At 65.1% G+C, this 18,191-nt stretch carries 19 protein-coding genes; 4 read left to right on the top strand and 15 right to left on the bottom strand.

Annotation, left to right across the window (positions count from 1 at the left end):
• Positions 1–20 precede the first annotated feature (20 nt).
• The 3 genes from AC0GNO_RS01715 to AC0GNO_RS01705 all read right to left on the bottom strand — a co-directional run bounded on the left by AC0GNO_RS01715 (position 21) and on the right by AC0GNO_RS01705 (position 2,845).
• A complete protein-coding gene (locus AC0GNO_RS01715) occupies positions 21–209 on the bottom strand; it encodes a DUF2783 domain-containing protein (protein WP_472887298.1) in 189 nt (62 codons plus the stop codon).
• A gap of 2 nt (positions 210–211) precedes the next feature.
• Positions 212–1,915 carry an FAD-dependent monooxygenase gene (locus AC0GNO_RS01710; protein ID WP_472902727.1) on the bottom strand — a complete coding sequence of 568 codons (1,704 nt, stop codon included), beginning with the start codon at positions 1,913–1,915 and terminating at the stop codon, positions 212–214.
• A 96-nt stretch (positions 1,916–2,011) separates the two neighbouring features.
• Positions 2,012–2,845: a helix-turn-helix transcriptional regulator gene (locus AC0GNO_RS01705; RefSeq protein WP_472902726.1), complete on the bottom strand. Its 834-nt coding sequence runs from the start codon at positions 2,843–2,845 to the stop codon at positions 2,012–2,014.
• 178 nt (positions 2,846–3,023) lie between these two features.
• Between AC0GNO_RS01705 and AC0GNO_RS01700 the strand changes: the two genes are divergently transcribed.
• From AC0GNO_RS01700 to AC0GNO_RS01685, 4 genes are all read left to right on the top strand, one after another.
• Positions 3,024–3,602, top strand: coding sequence for a bactofilin family protein (locus tag AC0GNO_RS01700; protein ID WP_472902725.1), 579 nt, complete (start codon positions 3,024–3,026; stop codon positions 3,600–3,602).
• Between the two features lie 80 nt (positions 3,603–3,682).
• The gene (locus AC0GNO_RS01695) at positions 3,683–5,338 is read left to right on the top strand and encodes an ExeA family protein (RefSeq protein WP_472902724.1); all 1,656 of its coding nucleotides are present in this window, start codon (positions 3,683–3,685) and stop codon (positions 5,336–5,338) included.
• Between the two features lie 26 nt (positions 5,339–5,364).
• Complete coding sequence (locus tag AC0GNO_RS01690) at positions 5,365–6,078, top strand: general secretion pathway protein GspB (RefSeq protein WP_472902723.1); 714 nt, start codon at positions 5,365–5,367, stop codon at positions 6,076–6,078.
• 17 nt (positions 6,079–6,095) lie between these two features.
• The gene (locus AC0GNO_RS01685) at positions 6,096–6,719 is read left to right on the top strand and encodes an ABC transporter ATP-binding protein (RefSeq protein WP_472902722.1); all 624 of its coding nucleotides are present in this window, start codon (positions 6,096–6,098) and stop codon (positions 6,717–6,719) included.
• Between the two features lie 92 nt (positions 6,720–6,811).
• Here AC0GNO_RS01685 and AC0GNO_RS01680 read toward each other — a convergent pair whose 3' ends face one another.
• The 12 genes from AC0GNO_RS01680 to bamB all read right to left on the bottom strand — a co-directional run bounded on the left by AC0GNO_RS01680 (position 6,812) and on the right by bamB (position 18,184).
• Positions 6,812–7,000 carry a hypothetical protein gene (locus AC0GNO_RS01680; protein ID WP_472887304.1) on the bottom strand — a complete coding sequence of 63 codons (189 nt, stop codon included), beginning with the start codon at positions 6,998–7,000 and terminating at the stop codon, positions 6,812–6,814.
• Positions 7,001–7,034: 34 nt separating this feature from the next.
• Entirely contained in the window at positions 7,035–8,225 is a 1,191-nt protein-coding gene (locus AC0GNO_RS01675) for a PLP-dependent transferase (RefSeq protein ID WP_472902721.1), read from the bottom strand.
• 5 nt (positions 8,226–8,230) lie between these two features.
• Complete coding sequence (locus AC0GNO_RS01670; protein ID WP_472902720.1) at positions 8,231–8,755, bottom strand: phosphoribosyltransferase; 525 nt, start codon at positions 8,753–8,755, stop codon at positions 8,231–8,233.
• A 57-nt stretch (positions 8,756–8,812) separates the two neighbouring features.
• Positions 8,813–10,201 carry an adenylosuccinate synthase gene (locus AC0GNO_RS01665; RefSeq protein WP_472902719.1) on the bottom strand — a complete coding sequence of 463 codons (1,389 nt, stop codon included), beginning with the start codon at positions 10,199–10,201 and terminating at the stop codon, positions 8,813–8,815.
• A 13-nt stretch (positions 10,202–10,214) separates the two neighbouring features.
• On the bottom strand, positions 10,215–11,381 hold the full coding sequence (locus AC0GNO_RS01660; RefSeq protein WP_472887307.1) for an ATP phosphoribosyltransferase regulatory subunit: 1,167 nt from the start codon (positions 11,379–11,381) through the stop codon (positions 10,215–10,217).
• A 110-nt stretch (positions 11,382–11,491) separates the two neighbouring features.
• Complete coding sequence (locus AC0GNO_RS01655) at positions 11,492–11,677, bottom strand: DUF2065 domain-containing protein (protein WP_472902718.1); 186 nt, start codon at positions 11,675–11,677, stop codon at positions 11,492–11,494.
• Between the two features lie 13 nt (positions 11,678–11,690).
• Positions 11,691–12,578 (bottom strand): protease modulator HflC, encoded by an 888-nt coding sequence (gene hflC / locus AC0GNO_RS01650; protein ID WP_305724344.1) that lies wholly within the window; start codon positions 12,576–12,578, stop codon positions 11,691–11,693.
• Between the two features lie 38 nt (positions 12,579–12,616).
• Positions 12,617–14,014 carry an FtsH protease activity modulator HflK gene (hflK, locus tag AC0GNO_RS01645; RefSeq protein WP_472902717.1) on the bottom strand — a complete coding sequence of 466 codons (1,398 nt, stop codon included), beginning with the start codon at positions 14,012–14,014 and terminating at the stop codon, positions 12,617–12,619.
• 46 nt (positions 14,015–14,060) lie between these two features.
• A complete protein-coding gene (gene hflX, locus AC0GNO_RS01640) occupies positions 14,061–15,251 on the bottom strand; it encodes a GTPase HflX (protein ID WP_472902716.1) in 1,191 nt (396 codons plus the stop codon).
• A gap of 49 nt (positions 15,252–15,300) precedes the next feature.
• Positions 15,301–15,570, bottom strand: a complete 270-nt coding sequence (gene hfq / locus AC0GNO_RS01635) for an RNA chaperone Hfq (RefSeq protein ID WP_177134908.1) — start codon at positions 15,568–15,570, stop codon at positions 15,301–15,303.
• 67 nt (positions 15,571–15,637) lie between these two features.
• Entirely contained in the window at positions 15,638–16,972 is a 1,335-nt protein-coding gene (gene der / locus AC0GNO_RS01630; protein WP_472902715.1) for a ribosome biogenesis GTPase Der, read from the bottom strand.
• Between the two features lie 51 nt (positions 16,973–17,023).
• Positions 17,024–18,184 carry an outer membrane protein assembly factor BamB gene (gene bamB / locus AC0GNO_RS01625; RefSeq protein WP_472902714.1) on the bottom strand — a complete coding sequence of 387 codons (1,161 nt, stop codon included), beginning with the start codon at positions 18,182–18,184 and terminating at the stop codon, positions 17,024–17,026.
• Positions 18,185–18,191 lie beyond the last annotated feature (7 nt).

The raw sequence follows: 18,191 nt of genomic DNA, 5'->3' as shown, positions 1-18,191 counted from the left end.
ACTTCATAGGGCTGCTTGGGTCAAAGGTCTTTCAGTGCCGCGTTGATGTGCGCCTGGAACAGCGCCGGATCGGCCAGCGCGTTGGCGTTCAGCAGCGCGAGCTTGACGAGAAACAGCTCCGTCTTCTCCGGTCCTGCCCCGTCAATGGCGGTGGCCAGTGCGTCGTAGACCTGCTCCAGGCCGGGGATGGTCAAGGTGTTCTGGCTCATGTTCAGGCTTCCATTTTCAGACCAGCGGCGTTGAGCAGGGCGGCGCGCAGGCGCGTTGCATCCAGGCTCATCCAGCGGGCGCACACGTGTTGGTCGGGTCGCAGCAGGTAGGCGGCACCGCCAGCGAACACACCGTAACGCTCGCGCAGGTGGCCGTCGGTATCGGCCAGGGTTTCATCGGCGCCGGCGACCGGCCGGGCGCTGCCCACGGCGATCATGCGCAGCGGCAGGCCCCGCGCCCGCAACCCGTTTACCTCCGCTAGCAGCGCTTCGGGCACGGCGGCACCTTCGGTGAAGTACAGCAACGAAAAGCGGTGGTCCAGGTGGTCCAGCAGGTGGTCGTCGGCACCGAGGCGCACGTTCTGTGGTGGCGCACCGTGACCCGGCCCGGCTTTGAACAGCGCGTTGTCGTCGCCCGCGCTGTTGGCCGGCGAATGGCGGTACTCGTGCGGTCGCGAGGTGCGCCAGTGGTACAGCGGCCCCACGAAAGGTTCGCTGAGCGAGAGCGAGAGCACCGCGTCGCGCAGCAGGCGGAAGCCACGCGTGGGCGGGGTCATGAAGCGCGTGCTCTTGCCCGCCTCGTCGATGATCTCGCGCGCCGCGCCCACGCGTTCGCTGCTGTAGCCGGCCAGCAGCGGCGCGGCGGCCAGGCCCTGGACCACGAACGCCAGCCGCCAGGCCAGCGCCTGCGCATCCTGGAACCCGGTGTTGGCGCCGCGCACACCAAAGATCGGCAGCAGGTGCGCCGCGTCGCCGGTGAACAGCACGCGGCCGTGCACGTAATCCGGCAGCGTGAGCGCGCGCGCCGAATACACCGAGCACCAGTCCATCTCCCAGGGCACGCCGGCGTGGCCGATCATGGCCAGCTGCGCGTCAATGCGGGCTTTCAGCGACTCGGGTTTCAGGGCGGCTTCGGCGTCTTCGCCGGGCGGCAGCTGGTAGTCCACGCGCCAGATGCCGTGCGGCTCGCGGTGCATGAGGATGGTGTTGCCGGGGTTCCAGTCGGGGTCGAAGAACGCGAGGCGTTCGGTGGGCAGCGGCAGATCGATGCGGATGTCGGCGATGACGAAGCGGCCTTCGTAGGACGCGCCTTCAAGCTTCAGGTCCAGCATCGAACGGATGCCGGAACGCGCGCCGTCGGCGGCCACCAGCCAGTCGGTCTGCAGCGTGTAAGGTCCTTCGGGTGTGTCCACCTCCAGCGTGGCGCCCTGCCCGCCCTGCGTCACGGCGTTCACGCGGTTGCCCCAGCGCAGCTCGATCAGCGGGTTGGCCCGCACGGCATCGATCAGGTATTCCTCCAGGTACTGCTGCTGCAGGTTGATCATGGGGAAGAAGCGGTCGTCCGGGTCGTGCGGCGCTTCCATGCGGAACACGCGCTGGCCGCGGTAGACCGAGTTGCCAAAGCGCCAGGGCAGACCGTTCTGGGTGACCCGGTCGGCCACGCCCACCTGCTGCAGGATTTCCATGGAGCGGCGCGTGAACACGATGGCGCGGCTGCCTTCGGACACCTGGCGCTCGGATTCGAGCAGCACACACTTCACGCCGTGGCGCGCCAGCTCCAGCGCGGCCACCAGTCCGATGGGGCCGGCCCCGGCGATCACCACGGCGTGGTGCTGTGGCTGCGGGTGCTGTGATGGCAACCAGGCGTCGAACACCTGGTAGTCGTAGTAGATGGAGCGCCGGGGTTCGGCGTGCGGCTGGTGCATGGCTTGTCTCCTGTTGGTGGGCGCAGTGTAGGCAATGCCCATGATGCAGATGTCCCCATATGGGAACAAACCGAACCCACCTCGGGAAGACCCGGATCAGGCGCCGCCGTCGAGCAGCAAGGCCAGCAGTTCGCGCTGCCCGGCCACGCCGAGCTTGCGGTAGAGGCGCTTCTGGTAGGTCTGTGCGCTGGCCAGCGTCAGGCCCAGGCGTTCGGCCAGGGCCTCGGTGCCCAGGCCTTCGATGAGCGCGCGCAGCACGTCGTGGTCGCGCTGGGTCAGCGCCGGAAAGCGCCGTGCGAGCCGCGCCAGCACCAGGTCGGGCAGCTCCTGGCTCAGGGCCTGGCCGGTGTGGTGCAGGCGCACGGCGTGCACGATCAGCGGCGCAAACGCTTCCACCACAGCAATGGCCGCATCGTCGAATGGCCCGTGCTCGGTGCCGCGGTACAGGTTCACCGAGAGCCAGCGCCGGCCCTCGTAGAGCGCCATCACGGCCAGCCGCTCGGCCACCTGCGGCAGCTCGTAGCAGATGCGCCGGTACTCGGGGTGGGCGATGTCTTCACCGCGCTGGCGGTGCAGCACGATACGAGGCTCGGCCATGCCGGCCTTCTGCGCCGCGGCGAACTCCTGGCGCATCACCGCCACGCTGCCGTCAAGTCGGTAGAAGCGCGAGACGTAGGCTTCGGAAATATCGGGCAGCGCCTGCGTGCGCGAGCGGTCGCCCATGGCCACGGTGCGGGGCCGGCGCTGGCCTTCGAAGGCAAAGATCGTGCACTGCGCCAGCGGCAGCTGCGCGCCCACCAGGCGCAACAGGTCCTCGGCCACGGCGTGCCGGTCCGCCAGGCCCAGGCGCGTCAGCAGCGCCACCACCTGCGACAGGGGCACGGCGATGGACGAGGCAGGACGGGTGCCCAGCACCCAGTGATCGGACATGGTGGGGCACTGTAGCGCAGGGCCCGTTCGTCGCATCGGGAGGGCTGTGCCGTTACAAGAAAAAATGAAAAACAGGCAACCGCATGTACCGTTCTTCCCGTTACCACTCTTACGGGACAAACGGGAATGTAAGCCGCGTCGCCTTTAGCATGGGCGCTTCACTTTTGAAGGAGCTGACATGGCATTGCACTTTGGCAAACGCGAGACCGAACAACCCAAGACCCTGAACTCCGGCATGGCCACGCAACGCTACGGCGTTGGCAGCAACAGCTCATCTCCCGTGACGCCGCAAGCGACCACCGCGTCCGAGCCCATACCCACCCCCACACCATCAACCCCTCCGGCGCGCACCAGCGTTGCGATTCCCGAAGGCGGCAGCAAGCTGACCGTGGGACCGAACATCAAGCTCAAGGGCGTCGAGATCACCGACTGTGACACGCTGGTGGTCGAAGGTCTGGTGGAAGCCACCATGGATTCGCGCGTGATCCAGATCGCCGAACAAGGCGCCTTCAAAGGCTCGGCTGAAATCGACATCGCTGAAATCCACGGTGTGTTCGACGGCAACCTCACCGTGCGCCAGAAGCTCGTGATCTACGCCACCGGCCGCGTCACCGGCAAGATCCGCTACGGCAAGGTCGTGATCGAAGAAGGTGGCCAGCTCTCCGGCGACATCGAGTGCTCGGTGAACGCCTCTGCCAGCACCAGCAGCAGCAAGTCCAGTTCCACCAGCATGCCTGCCATGGCGCTCGCGGCCTGATCGAACGCATCTGACGCGCGCCCGGCAAACAGATGCCGGGCGCGATTGTTCCAGCCTCCGGCCCCCGCTATGCTGCGGGTATGTACGCCGAATTCTTTGGCCTGAAGCAGGACCCTTTTTCCATCGCGCCCGACCCGCGTTACCTCTTCATGAGCGAACGCCACCGGGAGGCGCTCGCCCATCTGTTGTACGGCGTTCAGGGCGGTGGCGGTTTTGTGCTGCTCACCGGCGAGATCGGCACCGGCAAAACCACCATCTGCCGCTGCTTTCTGGAGCAGACCCCCGAGAACTGTCGGGTCGCCTACATCTTTAACCCCAAGCTCACGGTCGTCGAGCTGCTGCGCACCGTCTGTGACGAGTTCGGGGTGGTGGTGAGCCACCAGGGTCCGGGTGAGGCCACCGCCAAAGACCACATCGACCCGCTCAACACTTTTCTGCTGGCCTCCCACGCCGCAGGACAGCACGCCGTGCTCATCATCGATGAAGCGCAGAACCTGTCGGCCGACGTGCTGGAACAGCTGCGCCTGCTGACCAACCTGGAGACCAACACCCGCAAGCTGCTGCAGATCATCCTGATCGGACAGCCCGAGCTGCGCCGCCTGCTGGCCCGACCTGAACTGGAACAACTCGCGCAGCGTGTCATTGCACGCTTTCACCTTGACGCACTCGACGAAGCTGAGACACAGCAATACATCCAGCACCGCATGGATGTGGCGGGATTGCACGGGCCCCTGCCCTTCACGCGCGACGCCTTGCGCCGGGTTCACACGCTCACTGCTGGCGTGCCGCGGCGCATCAACCTGCTGTGCGACCGCGCCCTGCTCGGTGCCTACGCCAGCGGCCAGCACCGCGTGGAACGCGCCGTGGTGGACAAGGCCGCCACCGAGGTGTTTGAACCCTCGGCGCCCACCCGTTCACGCCGTCCGCTGGCCAGCCTCGCGCTGGTGGCAACGGGCGCGGTGAGCGGCGCGCTGCTGGTGTTCGCGGCCATGCACGTTGACAAGAACCCAGCCAAGCTCGCCGCCGAAGCGGGTGCACCGCCGCCGGCGGCTGCGCCACGGCAGCCAGCCATGGCCGATCCTGCGCCGACCGACGAGCCCACCGCGCCCGCCACTGTGCGCGATGTCGAACCACCACCCCTCGTTGAGGTGCCCGCGTTCAGCGACCTCCTGCGCTCCGAAACCCTGGCCTGGCGCGCTCTCGGCCGGATATGGGACCAGCCACTGGAAGAAGGCGACCCCTGCAGCACCGCACTGAAACAGGGGTTGCAGTGCTATCGCACCGGACGCATGACGCTGCACGGCCTGCGACAGCTGGACCGCCCCGGCCTCCTGACCCTGCGCCTGCCCGGCCAACCCGTCGCCTGGGCCATGCTCGTCGCCATGGGCACGGACAGCGCGGTGCTGCAGGCCGGGGAACACCGCTGGCAACTCCCGCTGACCGGGCTTGCCGACATCTGGCGCGGTGACTACGCCACCCTGTGGCGACTGCCGCCAGGGCAATCGACCCGGCTGGTCGACGGCCGTCAAGGACTGGCGGCCGAGTGGCTCAACACCCAGCTCGGCACTTTGCAGCGTGACGGCAAGCTGGCGCCGGGCACGACCACTCTGGACGCCCGCGTGCAGACGTTTCAGCGCGCCAACGGGATCGACGCGAACGGCCAGGCGGGCCCTGTCACGTTCATGCAGGTCAATCGCGCCCGCGGTGTGGACGAACCCCGGCTGCAGCCCCTCTGAAAGACGGCCAGGAGGCCCCGCCCACCATGTCCTACATCCTCGACGCACTCAAACGGGCCGATGCCGATCGCGAGCGCGGCCACGTGCCCGGTCTTCACAGCCAAGGGAAAAACCACCCGGCAACCACACCGGGCGCAACATGGCACCGTCAAACCGTGTGGGCCATTGCCGTTCTGGTCTTGCTCGCGGCGGCGGCGCTGACGTGGTGGTTTCTTCGCGCGCCAGATACACCCATGGCACCCGACATGCGCACCGCTGCAGCATCCGTGGAGCCACCTCGGGTCGACGCAGCGCCACCCACCACGCCCAGCTTGCCCATCCTGGCGCCAGAGCCGCCCGTCGAAGCCCCGACCCCGGCACCCGCCCAACCACAGTCAACTCCCCCGCGCCCGCAGCCAAATCAGGCGAAGGCCGAGATCGTTGAAGAGGCTATGGCGGCTGACGCCGCCACGGAAAATGAAAATACCGTCGACTCGGTGGTCACACCGCCACCGCAGACAACCCTGCCCCCGCGACCAGCGGCACCGCGCCCTTTGGCCACAACCGATGCCAGCGGAAGGCCGACGGTCAGAGTCAGCGGATCTTCCTACTCGAAAAACCCCGCCCATCGCATGCTGATTGCCAACGGCAAGGTGGTGCACGAGGGACAGGAAATCGAGCCCGGCCTGAGACTGGAGACCGTCGGGCCACGCAGCGCCGTGCTCAACCACCGCGGCACGCTCTACAACATCACGTACTGAGACCTAACAGAACACCCATGAAGAAAGCCTCGCCCGTTCTGCAAGCCCAAGGGCTGTGCTTCCGCTGGCCGGAGCGATTCCTCTTCGAAGACTTGAGCTTCGACGTTCCCCCGGGTGTGAGCCTGATCAGCGGCGAAGAACACAGCGGCAAGACCAGCCTGCTTCAGCTGCTTGCGGGAGATACCCATCCCCAGTCCGGCACCCTGGTGATTCGGGGCGACAGCCTGCACGAAGATCCCGAGCGTTACCGCCAGCAGGTCTTTCGCACCGATCCACGCAGCGAGTCCATCGATCAGATCAGCGCAGCAACCTGGTTCCAGAGCCTGCCTGGCCGATACCCGAACTTCGACCCAGAGGCCCTGGCCGATCTGATCCAGGGCTTTGCTCTGGACCCACACATCGAAAAACCGATGTACATGCTGTCCGCCGGCAGCAAGCGCAAAGTCCTGCTCACCGCGGCATTCGCATCGGGAACGCCACTCACCCTGATCGACCAGCCCTTTGCCGCGCTGGACACCCCTTCCATGCGTTTCCTGAGCGCGCTGCTGCAGGAAGCCGCCGAACACCCCGGCCGTGCCTGGGTGCTGGCCGACTACGAGGCGCCGGTCGATGTGGTGCTGGCCAGTGTCATCGGACTCTGAGGCCAAAAACAACCATGTCAGGCTTCTTTGGACCGCGCTGCTTCCTGCAGACGGTTGTGACCGGATGGGTGGTTGAACGCGACGGCAGGTGATCAGCCCCGGCCCTCGCCGCCCGGGGCGGCGTTCTGGCCAGAATCAGGGGTCTGCTCGGTCGGCGCTTCGGGCACATCGCTGCCGTCGTGCGGCTTGCCCGAAGCCTTGGCACGCAACTTCTCTTCCTTCTTTTTCTTTTTGGCGAGCTCGCGCTGGCGCTTTTCGTATCCGTAATTGGGAGTGGCCAAAACAGTCTTTCTTTGGAGGGGTTGGAAGGATCGGTCAGGCGTTGAGTGTAGCCAGCGCTTGCGCCAGATCGGCGCGCAGGTCATCAACAGCTTCAAGACCGACGGCAAAGCGCACAAAGCCCCCCTTGTGGGGCCAGGCCTGGGTGCGGATCGAAGACACGTTGTACGGCGCGCAGAGGCTGATGGGACCCGCCCAGCTCCAGCCCAGCTTGAACAGCTTCAACCGATCGCAGAAGGCGTCCACCTGTGCCAGGCTGAAACGCGGATCAAACACCACGCTGAAGAGACACGCTGCGGCCTTCGCGTCACGGCGCCAGTTGGCGTGACCTGGAGAACCGGGCAAGGCCGGGTGCAGCACCTGCACCACACCGGGCTGCGCCTGCATCCAGGTGGCGAGTGCGCGCGTGGCGGCGTCCTGTGCCTGGTAGCGCAGGGCCATGGTGTTGAGGCCCCGCAGCACGAGTTCGGTGTCGTTGCCGCTGACCCCGAGTCCCAGGCGCATGTGCGTCATGAGCAACTGCTGGTGTAGCGTCTCGTCGCGGGTGACCACCGAGCCCATGAGCACGTCGGACCCGCCACTCGGGTACTTGGTGAGCGCCTGCATGGACATGTCCGCCCCCAGCTCGAAGGCGTTGAACGCGATCCCGGCACCCCAGGTGTTGTCGAGCGCGGTCAGGATGGGCCGCTCGCCGTCGCGGGCGGCATTGGCCTGTTGCACCGTGGCCACCAGCGCGGGCAGATCGGGGAACTCCAGCGTGACGGACCCCGGCGCTTCGAGCCACACCAGGCGCGTGGCGGGGCTGATCTTGGCGGCCAGGTCGGCCGGATTTTGCGCATCGTAGTAGCGGTGCGTGATGCCCCAGGCCGCCAGCTCGACGCTGGCGAAAGCCTTGTTGGGCCCGTAGGCGTTGTCGGGGATCAGCAGTTCGTCACCCTGCCGCAAAAAGGCCATGTCCACCAGTGACACGGCCGACAGGCCACTGGGCGCCAGCACGCAAAAGCGCCCGCCTTCGATGGTGGCAATGCGTTCTTCGAGAATGAAGGTGGTGGGCGTGCCGTGCAGGCCGTAGGTGTAGCCGCTCTTGTCTTTCCACTCCTGCGTGCGCAGTGCCTGCACATGGGGGAAGATGACAGTGGATGCTTTGTGAACGCCCGGCGCGACAGCGTCGAAGCCCTCAGGCGGGCGGTACGGATGGTGAATCAGTTGGGTGGAGAGATCGCTCATTCAGCTCAGAGCTTCCATTTTTCCAGCAGCTGCTCGGGGCGCATGCTGTCGTACCCCTCGAACGGCTGGTGGATCCAGGGGTTGGTGGGCAGGAATTCCACCGAGTAGTCGGGTGTGAAGGTCGAGAGCTGCTTGGTCCAGATCACCGCGCTGCGCAGCTCGGTGATGGGCGCGTAGTTGTTCTTCAGCATCTCGATCACGGCCTTGAGCGTGTGGCCGGAGTCGGCCAGATCGTCCACCAGCAGGACCTTGCCGGCGATCTCGCCCTTGGGGGTCGTGATGTAGCGCGCGATGTCCAGATTGCCCTGCTGCGTGCCCGCGGCGGCGCGGTACGAACTGGTGGACATGATGGCCAAGGGCACATCAAAGATGCGCGACAGCACGTCGCCCGGACGCATGCCCCCGCGCGCCAGGCACAGGATGGTGTCGAACCGCCAGCCCGACTGGTACACCTTGAGCGCCAGCTTTTCGATGAGGTTGTGGTACTCATCGTAGGAAACGTAGAGGTGTTTGCCGTCTTCGGTCAGCATGGGGACTCCGGGTTGGATGGTCTGTCTTCATTCTGCACGATTCCGTGCAGGATCCCATCAGGCATGGTACGGATGGTGGAGCAGGATGGTGTGGTCGCGGTCCGGACTGGTCGAGACCACGTGGATCGGCACCCCTGTGGTCTCCTGGATGCGGGTCAGGTAGAGGCGCGCGTTCTCCGGCAGATCGTCGTAGCGCGTGACGCCCACCGATGAATCGGTCCAGCCCGGCAACGTTTCGTAGATCGGCGTGCAGCGCGCGATCTCGTCGGCCCCCATGGGCAGGATGTCGATGGTTTCGCCATCGAGTTCATAACCGGTGCAGAGCTTGAGCTCGGCCAGGCCATCGAGCACGTCGAGCTTGGTGATGCACAGACCTGTCAGACCGTTGACCTGGGCCGAGCGCTTGAGCAAAGCCGCATCGAACCAGCCACAACGACGGCTGCGCCCGGTGGTCACACCTTTTTCTGCACCGACGGTGGCCATGTGCCAGCCCGGCGTGCCCTCTTTCTCCCACTCCAGCTCGGTCGGGAACGGGCCGCCACCGACACGGGTGCAATAGGCCTTGGTGATGCCCAGCACGTAGTGCAACAGGCTCGGACCCACGCCCGCACCCGCAGCGGCGTTGCCCGCCACACAGTTGCTGGAGGTCACAAACGGATAGGTGCCGTGATCGATGTCGAGCAACGTGCCCTGCGCGCCTTCGAACAGCAGGTTCACCCCTTGCTGATGGGCTTCGTTCAGCTCGCGCGAAACGTCGGCAATCATGGGCTTGAGCTGTTCGGCCTGGACCATGGCCTCGTTGTACACCGCGTCGAACTGGATCGCACCATCCTGCATGTAGGCCGCGATCTTTTCGTCCCAGACCATCTCGGCCGAGTGCAGATAGGTCTTGAGCATGTGGTTGTGCAGGTCCAGCAACTCACGCAACTTGGTGGCGAAACGCTCGGAGTATTTCAGATCCATAACACGCAGGGCGCGGCGGGCGATCTTGTCTTCATAGGCCGGACCGATGCCGCGACCGGTGGTGCCGATCTTTTCGGTACCGGCCTTTACCTTGGCGGCTTCGCGCGCGATGTCGATGGCGGCATGGAACGGCAGGATCAGCGGACAGCCTTCGCTCACGCGCAGTCGCGAACGCACTTCCACACCGGCCTTCTCCAGACCGGCGATTTCTTCAAACAGCTTGCCCACCGACAGCACCACCCCGTTGCCGATGTAGCACTTGACGCCTGTGCGCATGATGCCGCTGGGAATCAGGTGCAGCGCGGTTTTCACGCCGTTGATCACCAGCGTGTGGCCCGCATTGTGGCCACCCTGGAAACGCACCACGCCCTGTGCGGTTTCGGTCAGCCAGTCCACCAGCTTGCCCTTGCCTTCGTCACCCCACTGGGTGCCCACCACGACCACGTTGCGCCCGGGTACCACGGCGCTGCTGTTTTTGATCATCTGCTTTTTCCGGTTAAATGTTCTTCAGTGTCCACACCCCGCCCTGCGCTGGCACCTGCACCAGCTCGCGGTCGCAATGAAACTCGTCGACTTCGTGCTCATGGCCCGGCAAGGCACACACCACGGTGTGGCCCTGGGCCCGCAGGCTGGCGATGGCTTCGCGCAATTCCACGTCCATGCCCCAGGGCGCGCGGATCGCGGCCACCAGAGGGCGCGGCGCGATGGCCGATACCAGCTCCTTGATGTCCAGGCTGAAGCCGACCGCCGGGCGGTTGCGTCCGAACACGGCGCCCACCTCGTCGTAACGACCACCGCGCGCAAACTCCACCGACTCACCGTCCGTGCCCTGCGCAAACAGGGCAAAGCGCATGCCGGTGTAATAGGCATAGCCACGCAGATCGGCGAGATCGATCGACACTTCCAGGCCCCGGGCCTGCTCCGCCAGCCAGGCCAGGCTGTCCAGCGCGGCGTGCAGCTCGGGTGACGCCTGCAAGGTGCGGCGGGCTTCGTCCAGCACGGCCACACCGCCGAACAGGCGCGGCAGAGCGCACAGATCACGGCTCACCGACGCCGGCAAGTCACGAGACAGCAACTGCAACTCGGCCACATCCTTGATCGCCAGCGCCGCATGAATTTGCGCCGTGCGGGCTGCACTGAGTGGCACCGGGGCGAGCACGGCGTCGATGATCCGAACGTCGGCCATGTCGAGCAGCAACTGTTCCACACCGGCACCGCACAGGCAGGCGCGCGCCAGCTCAATGACCTCGAGGTCGGCCTCCAGGCCGGCGTGGCCATAAATTTCCGCACCGAACTGCAAAGGTTCGCGACTGGCCAGGGGGCGGTCGATGCGCGTGTGCACCACCGGTCCGCAGTAGCTCAGCCGCGCAACACCCTGGCGATTGAGCAGGTGGGCATCGATGCGGGCGACCTGGGGCGTGCTGTCGGCGCGCAGGCCGAGCGTGCGACCCGAGAGCTGGTCCACCAGCTTGAAGGTCTGCAGATCGAGCGCCTCGCCGGTGCCGGTGAGCAAGGATTCAAGGTGCTCCAGCAGCGGCGGCATGACCAGTTCATAGCCGTAGCTACGGGCTGTGTCCAGCAAACCCCGGCGGAGTTCTTCGATGTGACGGGCCTCGGAAGGCAGGACATCGGCAATGTGATCCGGGAGGACCCAGGCAGACATGGGCATAGGGGAACGCTGTTAAAAACGAGATTTTACCGGCCCGGCAGACCGCTCGGCGGCACCCTGGCCAGTCAATTGATATCGGTCTGCGTGGCAGACGGCTCAGCCACTCAGCCGACCCACCACCAGAGCAGCACACCCGCGCACAGACTGCACAGCCCGAAAAACCGGATCTGGCCGTCGTGCAACTTGAGCATTTCAGAAAAAACCCGGCGCCAGGCGCCGGGTGCGATGAAGGGAAGCAGCCCCTCGAAGATCAGGACCAGCGCCAGCGCTGCCCAGAACAGATCAGCCATGCGCAGCCCCGGATCACTTGGCGACGTTGCTGCTGCGCAGGGCCTTGAAGAAGTCCGAAGAAGGGTCGACGACCATGACATCGGACTTGCCCGCAAAGCTGGCCTTGTAGGCGTCCAGGCTGCGGTAGAACTGGGCAAACGCAGGGTCGCGGCCAAAGGCTTCGGAGAATGCCGCAGCGGCCTTCGCATCGCCCTCACCCTTGATGAGCTGCGCATCACGATAGGCCTCGGACACGATCACCTCACGCTGGCGGTCGGCATCGGCGCGGATCTTTTCCCCCTCGGCAAAGCCGGTAGAACGCAATTCGTTGGCCACGCGCTTGCGCTCGGCTTCCATGCGCTGGTACACCGACGCCGTGATGCTCTCGGCGTAGTCCACGCGGGTGATGCGCACATCCACCACGTCCATGCCCCAGGGCTTCTCGGCACCGCGCACCGCTTCAAGCACCTCGCGTTTCACGTCGGCCATGAGGTCTTCGCGACGGGTCGAGAGCAGTTCGTTCACGGTGCGTTTGTTCACCTCCTGCTGGAACGAGTTGCGTACCACGCGATTGAGCTGCAAGGCACCCGCGCGCTCATTGACACCCACGTTGCGGATGTATTCCTGCGGCTCGCTGATGCGCCAGCGCACATACCAGTCAATGACCACGCGCTGTTTCTCGGCCGTCAGCGAGGGCTCGGTGTCGGTGCTCTCCAGGGTGAGCAGCCGCTTGTCGATGTACGACACGTTCTGGAACGGCGGCGGCAGCTTGAAGTTCAGCCCCGGCTCGGTGACGACCTGCTTGATCTGCCCCAGCTGGAACACCACGCCAAACTGGCGCTGATCCACCACGAACAGCATGGAACTGGCAATTGCCAGCGCCACAAGAAGGGATGTGAGTATGAAACCCAGTTTGTTCATTTGCGTTGCTTTCTCATCGCGTGTACTTGAGCCAGCGCTCAGCGGCTCTCCCGCTCACGGGAGCGGGCGGCATTGTCCAGACTGCGGGACGCGGGCGTGGCTGGAGAGGTGGTCGCCGGTGCCGCGCTGGTGGAAGGTGCCGCGGCGCTCGGCCCGGTCATCTGCATGAGCTTGTCCAGCGGCAGGTACAGCAGGTTCGAACCCGACTTGGAGTCCACCACCACCTTGGTCACATTCGAGTACACCTCTTGCATGGCATCGGTATACATGCGCTCACGGGTTACCTGGGGCGCTTTCTGGTACTCGGTCAGAACCGAGCGGAAACGCTGCGAGTCACCTTCGGCCTGCGCCACGATGCGAGCCCTGTAGCCTTCTGCCTCTTCGGTCAGGCGGGAAGCCGCACCCCGTGCGCGAGGCACGACGTCATTCGCATAGGCCTGCGCTTCGTTCTTGGCCCGTTCACGTTCCTGGCCAGCCTTCAGCACATCGTCGAAAGACGCCTGCACCTGCTCGGGCGGCCGCACGCCGCCCTGCTGCAGGTTGATACCCACCACTTCGATACCGACCTTGTAACGATCCAGGATGGTCTGCATCAGGGCACGCACCCGCGGTGCGATCTGATCCCGCTCTTCGGCCAGCGCGGCGTCCATCTTCATCTTGCCCACCACTTCGCGCACAGCCGTTTCCGCCACCTTGATCACCGAAGCATCGGGATCCAGACTTTCAAACAGGAACGCACGGGCATCGTTCAAACGGTATTGCACCGCGAACTTGATCTCGACAATGTTTTCGTCCTGGGTCAGCATCGCCGACTCGCGCAGACCCGTGGCCGGCATCAGGTTGTCACGACCCACATCGACCGAGCGGATCTGGGTCACAAAAACCGTCTCGTGACGCTGCACCGGGTATGGCAGGCGCCACTGGAAACCGGCACCGACCGTGCTGTGGTACTTGCCAAACTGCGTGATGACGGCCTGCTGGCCTTCCTGCACGATGAAGAAACCCGTGCCCAGCCAGATCAGCGCCACCACGCCAACAATCAGGCCAGCACCAATGCCCGTGGTCTTGGGACTTGGATTGAAGCTGGGCAATCCGCCACCGGAACCATTGCCACCACCCTGCCCGCCGCCGCGACCACCCTTGCCGCCCAGCATGCCGCCGAGCTTGCGGTTGAAGTCACGCCAGAGTTCATCCAGATCGGGCGGTCCCTGATTGGGGCCCTGGCCACGCGGTGGCTTCTGCTCACCCTTGGGCCGCTCGTCGGTATCCCGGCCGGAGTCCGGCTCGCCGGACTGCGGCTTGTCGCCATCGCGGGCGTCGTCGCCACGGCCCCAGCGGGGATCGTTGAGATTGAACACGCCCAGCAGGCCACGCCAGCCTTTGCGGCGCCCGCCGGATTCAGCACCGCGGCTCGATGATTGCAGATTCACATCCATGTGTTGCCAACTTCTATTCGAATCAAAACCATGACATTGTGCCCAATCAGGGCCGCTCATTCCCGATCAAGGACATCTCCCCCGCGGTATTGCCGCCATCCGGGCCCTCGGACGGCGTCACCTGCTTCGCCAGCAAGGCCCGCAACGCCGGAAGACCGTCGCCCGTGAGGGCACTCACAAAAATACGAGGCATCAACACGCCATCAAGTTCCATCACATCTTCCAGCACGCGGGGCACTGCAGCCGGGTCCATGGCATCGAGCTTGTTGAACACCAGGATCTGCGGCACACGGTCGGCACCGATGTCCTTGAGAACACCCTGCACCGAAGCAATCTGCTCCAGATGCGAGGGGTTGGACGCATCGACCACATGCAGCAGCAGATCGGCGTCGGCGGCCTCCTGCAGGGTGGCCGCAAACGCGTCGACCAGCCCGTGGGGCAGATCCCGGATGAATCCCACGGTGTCGGACAAGGACACTGAACGCCCTGCTTCGCCCAGATACAACTGCCGGGTGGTGGTGTCGAGCGTGGCGAACAGCTGGTCGGCCGCGTACGCGCGGGCTTTGACCAGGGCATTGAAGATCGACGACTTGCCGGCGTTGGTGTAGCCCACGAGCGAAATCGCGAACGCATCCCGGCGTTCGCGCTGGCGGCGTTGCGTGGCCCGCTGTTTCTTGACCTTCTCCAGCCGCTCTTTGGTGCGCTTGATGCTGTCACCGATCATGCGGCGGTCGAGCTCGATCTGGGTTTCACCAGGTCCTCCGCGCATGCCGATGCCGCCGCTTTGCCGCTCCAGGTGCGACCAGCGGCGCACCAGCCGGGTCGACAGGTATTGCAGGCGAGCGAGCTCCACCTGCAGCTTGCCTTCATGGCTGCGGGCGCGCTGGGCGAATATCTGCAGTATGAGCAGCGTTCGGTCATTGACCGGCAGGCCGAGCGTGCGCTCCAGGTTGCGCTGCTGCGCCGGACTCAGCGCCTGGTCAAAAAGAATTTCGCTGGCACCCGTGGACTGGGCGAGCATTTTGATCTCTTCAGCTTTACCAGACCCGACAAACAGGGCCGGGTCGGGTGCGCGGCGCTTGCAGCTGACCCGATCGGCCACGGTGAAGCCCGCCGTCTGAGCCAACAGACCGAGTTCTTCGAGTTCGGCGTCAAAATGCGGCAGCCCGAAATCCACCCCGACCAGAATGACCGCAGGGGTGGACGGGTTTTGAGAGGCGGACGGGTTCAATGCCATTCAACAGCCGCCTGTGCCGTGACCAACACGGCAGGGTTCAGGGGCTGGATCAAGAGGCTGGCGCTTCGTCCGGGCCGGCTGCGGAAAATTGCACCGGGCGGCCCGGCACGATGGTGGAGATCGCATGCTTGTAAACCATTTGTGTCACGGTGTTGCGCAGCAACACGACGTACTGGTCAAACGATTCGATCTGGCCTTGCAGTTTGATGCCATTGACCAGGTAAATCGACACGGGAACGTGTTCCCGGCGAAGCTGGTTCAGGAAGGGATCTTGCAAGAGCTGGCCTTTGTTATTGCTCACGATATGCTCCGTGTTCAAAAAAAGTTGATAGGAGGCGCACCATACCACACCGCTGTGCTTGAACAGGCGATGGCGGGAAAGACGCTCACTCCTTGAATGGATTCTCCGACGTCTTGTACTCGATGCGCAGCGGCGTGCCCACGAGGTCAAACGCCTTGCGGAAGCGGCCTTCAAGGAAGCGGGTGTATGCGTCAGGCACGTGTTCCAGCGAATTGCCGTGGATCACGATCACGGGCGGGTTCATGCCGCCCTGGTGCGCGTAGCGCATCTTGGGGCGGAACATGCCGCTGCGGGTGGGCGCCTGGAAGGCCACGGCTTCCATCAGCAAGCGCGTGAGCACGGGGGTGGACATCTTGCGCATGGCCGACGCATGAGCCTGCGCGATCGACTTCCAGACCGGGCCCAGACCCTGGCGCTTCTGGGCCGAGATCAGGTGCAGCGAGGCGAACTTCAGGAACGCCAGTCGGGTTTCGATCTGGCGCTCGATCTGCTCGCGCTGGTAGGCATCGACGGCGTCCCATTTGTTGATCGCCAGCACCACGGCGCGTCCGCTCTCCAGGATGTAGCCCGCAATGTGCGCGTCCTGATCGGTCACGCCCTGGGTGGCGTCCAGCAAGAGCAGCACCACATGGGCGTTTTCAATCGCCTGCAGCGTTTTGACAACCGAGAATTTTTCAATGGCCTCAAACACCCGCCCTTTGCGACGGATGCCTGCGGTGTCGATCAACTCGTATTTTTGTCCACCGCGCTCGAAGGGCACCGAAATGGTGTCCCGCGTGGTGCCTGGCAGGTCAAAGGCCACCAGGCGCTCTTCGCCCAGCCAGACATTGATCAATGTGGACTTGCCCACATTGGGACGCCCCGCCACCGCCAGGCGGATCACACCGGTGTCGACTTCCGCCGCTTCTTCGTCTTCTTCGGCAAGACCCGGGATCGCCTCCAGCGCCAGATCCAGCATGGAGCGCACGCCCTGACCGTGTGCGCCGGACACCGGCACCACCTCGCCAAGACCCAGCTCAAAAAATTCCACCAGTTGCAGACCCTGCGTCATGCCCTCGGCCTTGTTGGCCACCAGCACGGTGGGCTTGCCCAGGCGGCGCAGGTACTTGGCGATTTCATGGTCCTGGGCGTTGACGCCGGCGCGCGCATCGACAACAAAAATCACCACGTCCGACTCGGCCACGGCCTGTCGGGTCTGCTTGGCCATTTCCTTGTAGATGCCAGACTCGGCCGCGGGCTCGAAGCCACCGGTGTCGATGACGATGTATTCCTGCTTGCCCGATTTGCCATTGCCGTAGTGCCGGTCACGGGTCAGGCCGGCAAAGTCGGCCACGATGGCGTCGCGAGAACTCGTCAAGCGGTTGAACAGGGTGGACTTGCCCACATTGGGGCGCCCCACCAGAGCGATGACGGGTTTCACTACAGAGCTTTCGTTCAGGACCAGGCGAACCGGCGGTTCGCCCTGCAATCGTTATTGGGGACGCCAGCCGTAGACGCCGCCGTTGCGCGTCTGCACCACCAGGATCTGCCCGGCCAGCACCGGGGCACCGACGATCGGTGACCCGTCGGTTGACAGCCGGTTCATTTCGCTGCCGTCCTCGCGGGACAGCAGGTGCACCAGTCCCTTGCTGTCGCCAATGGCCACCACGCGGCCCACGGCCAGCGGCGACGTGAGTTCGCGGTATTTGAGGCGTTCGATTTCCCAGCTGCGTTCACCGTTGGCGCGTTGCCAGGCGACCACGCGGCCGTCGGATTCGGTGCCAAACACCATGCGGTCGTCGCCATGCACGCCGGTGGAACCGCGTGCGGGTTTGCTCCACACCACAGCGCCACGGCTGGTGTCCACACAACCCACTGCGGCGCCAAAGGCGCGCGCACAGACACTGTCGCCCTGCCGGCTGACAGTGCCCACCAGGTCCACCAGGCGTTCGACCTCGTTGGTGCCCCGGGCGCTGGCCACCAGGGCCTCCCAGCGGATCGTGCCGTTGAGGGGATTCAGGCCGGTCAGGCGCGCGGACAAGCCGGCAACGAGGGTGTCACCCACCGCCAGCAGCACGCCAGACTGCCCCAGCACCAGCGGTTCACCCGGGCGGGCCTGGCTCCAGAGGCGTGCACCGGTCCGACCGTCAAAGGCCGTCACGCTGCGGTCCGCCGTCAGCACAAACACGCGCTGCCCCGCCACCAGTGGCGCCGTGAACGCGCGGGCCGGCAAGCGCACGCGCCAGAGTTCACGCCCCTCGGCAATGGCCACCAGGTCGTTGGACTGCGTGATCACGGCGGCCGTCTGGCCATCCGACCCCACGCCCGCCGAAATGCCGGTGCGCAGATCCACGCGCCAGACATCCTTGCCCGTGTCGGCATCGAGCGCCGCTACGGTGCCCGTGGAGCCCGCCACGAACACGCGGCCGGGCGTGACCAGCGGCATCAAAGCGGTCCCGGATGTCCCCACCTGGGTCGACCAGGCGAGATTGGCGCCCAGCAAAGCCGCAGGTGGCGGCAGGGGCGCCGGTTCAAATTTGGCGGGCGAAGAAGAACAGGCGGACAGCCCGATGACCACGGCGACACCCAGCCCAGACAGGAGCGAACGCCTCCGTTTAGCCGGTTGCACCGAAAACCCAGTTCCCTGGGGCATGATTGAC

This window comes from Hydrogenophaga sp. L310, assembly GCF_055703065.1.
This window is presented reverse-complemented; position numbering and strand designations above follow the sequence as displayed.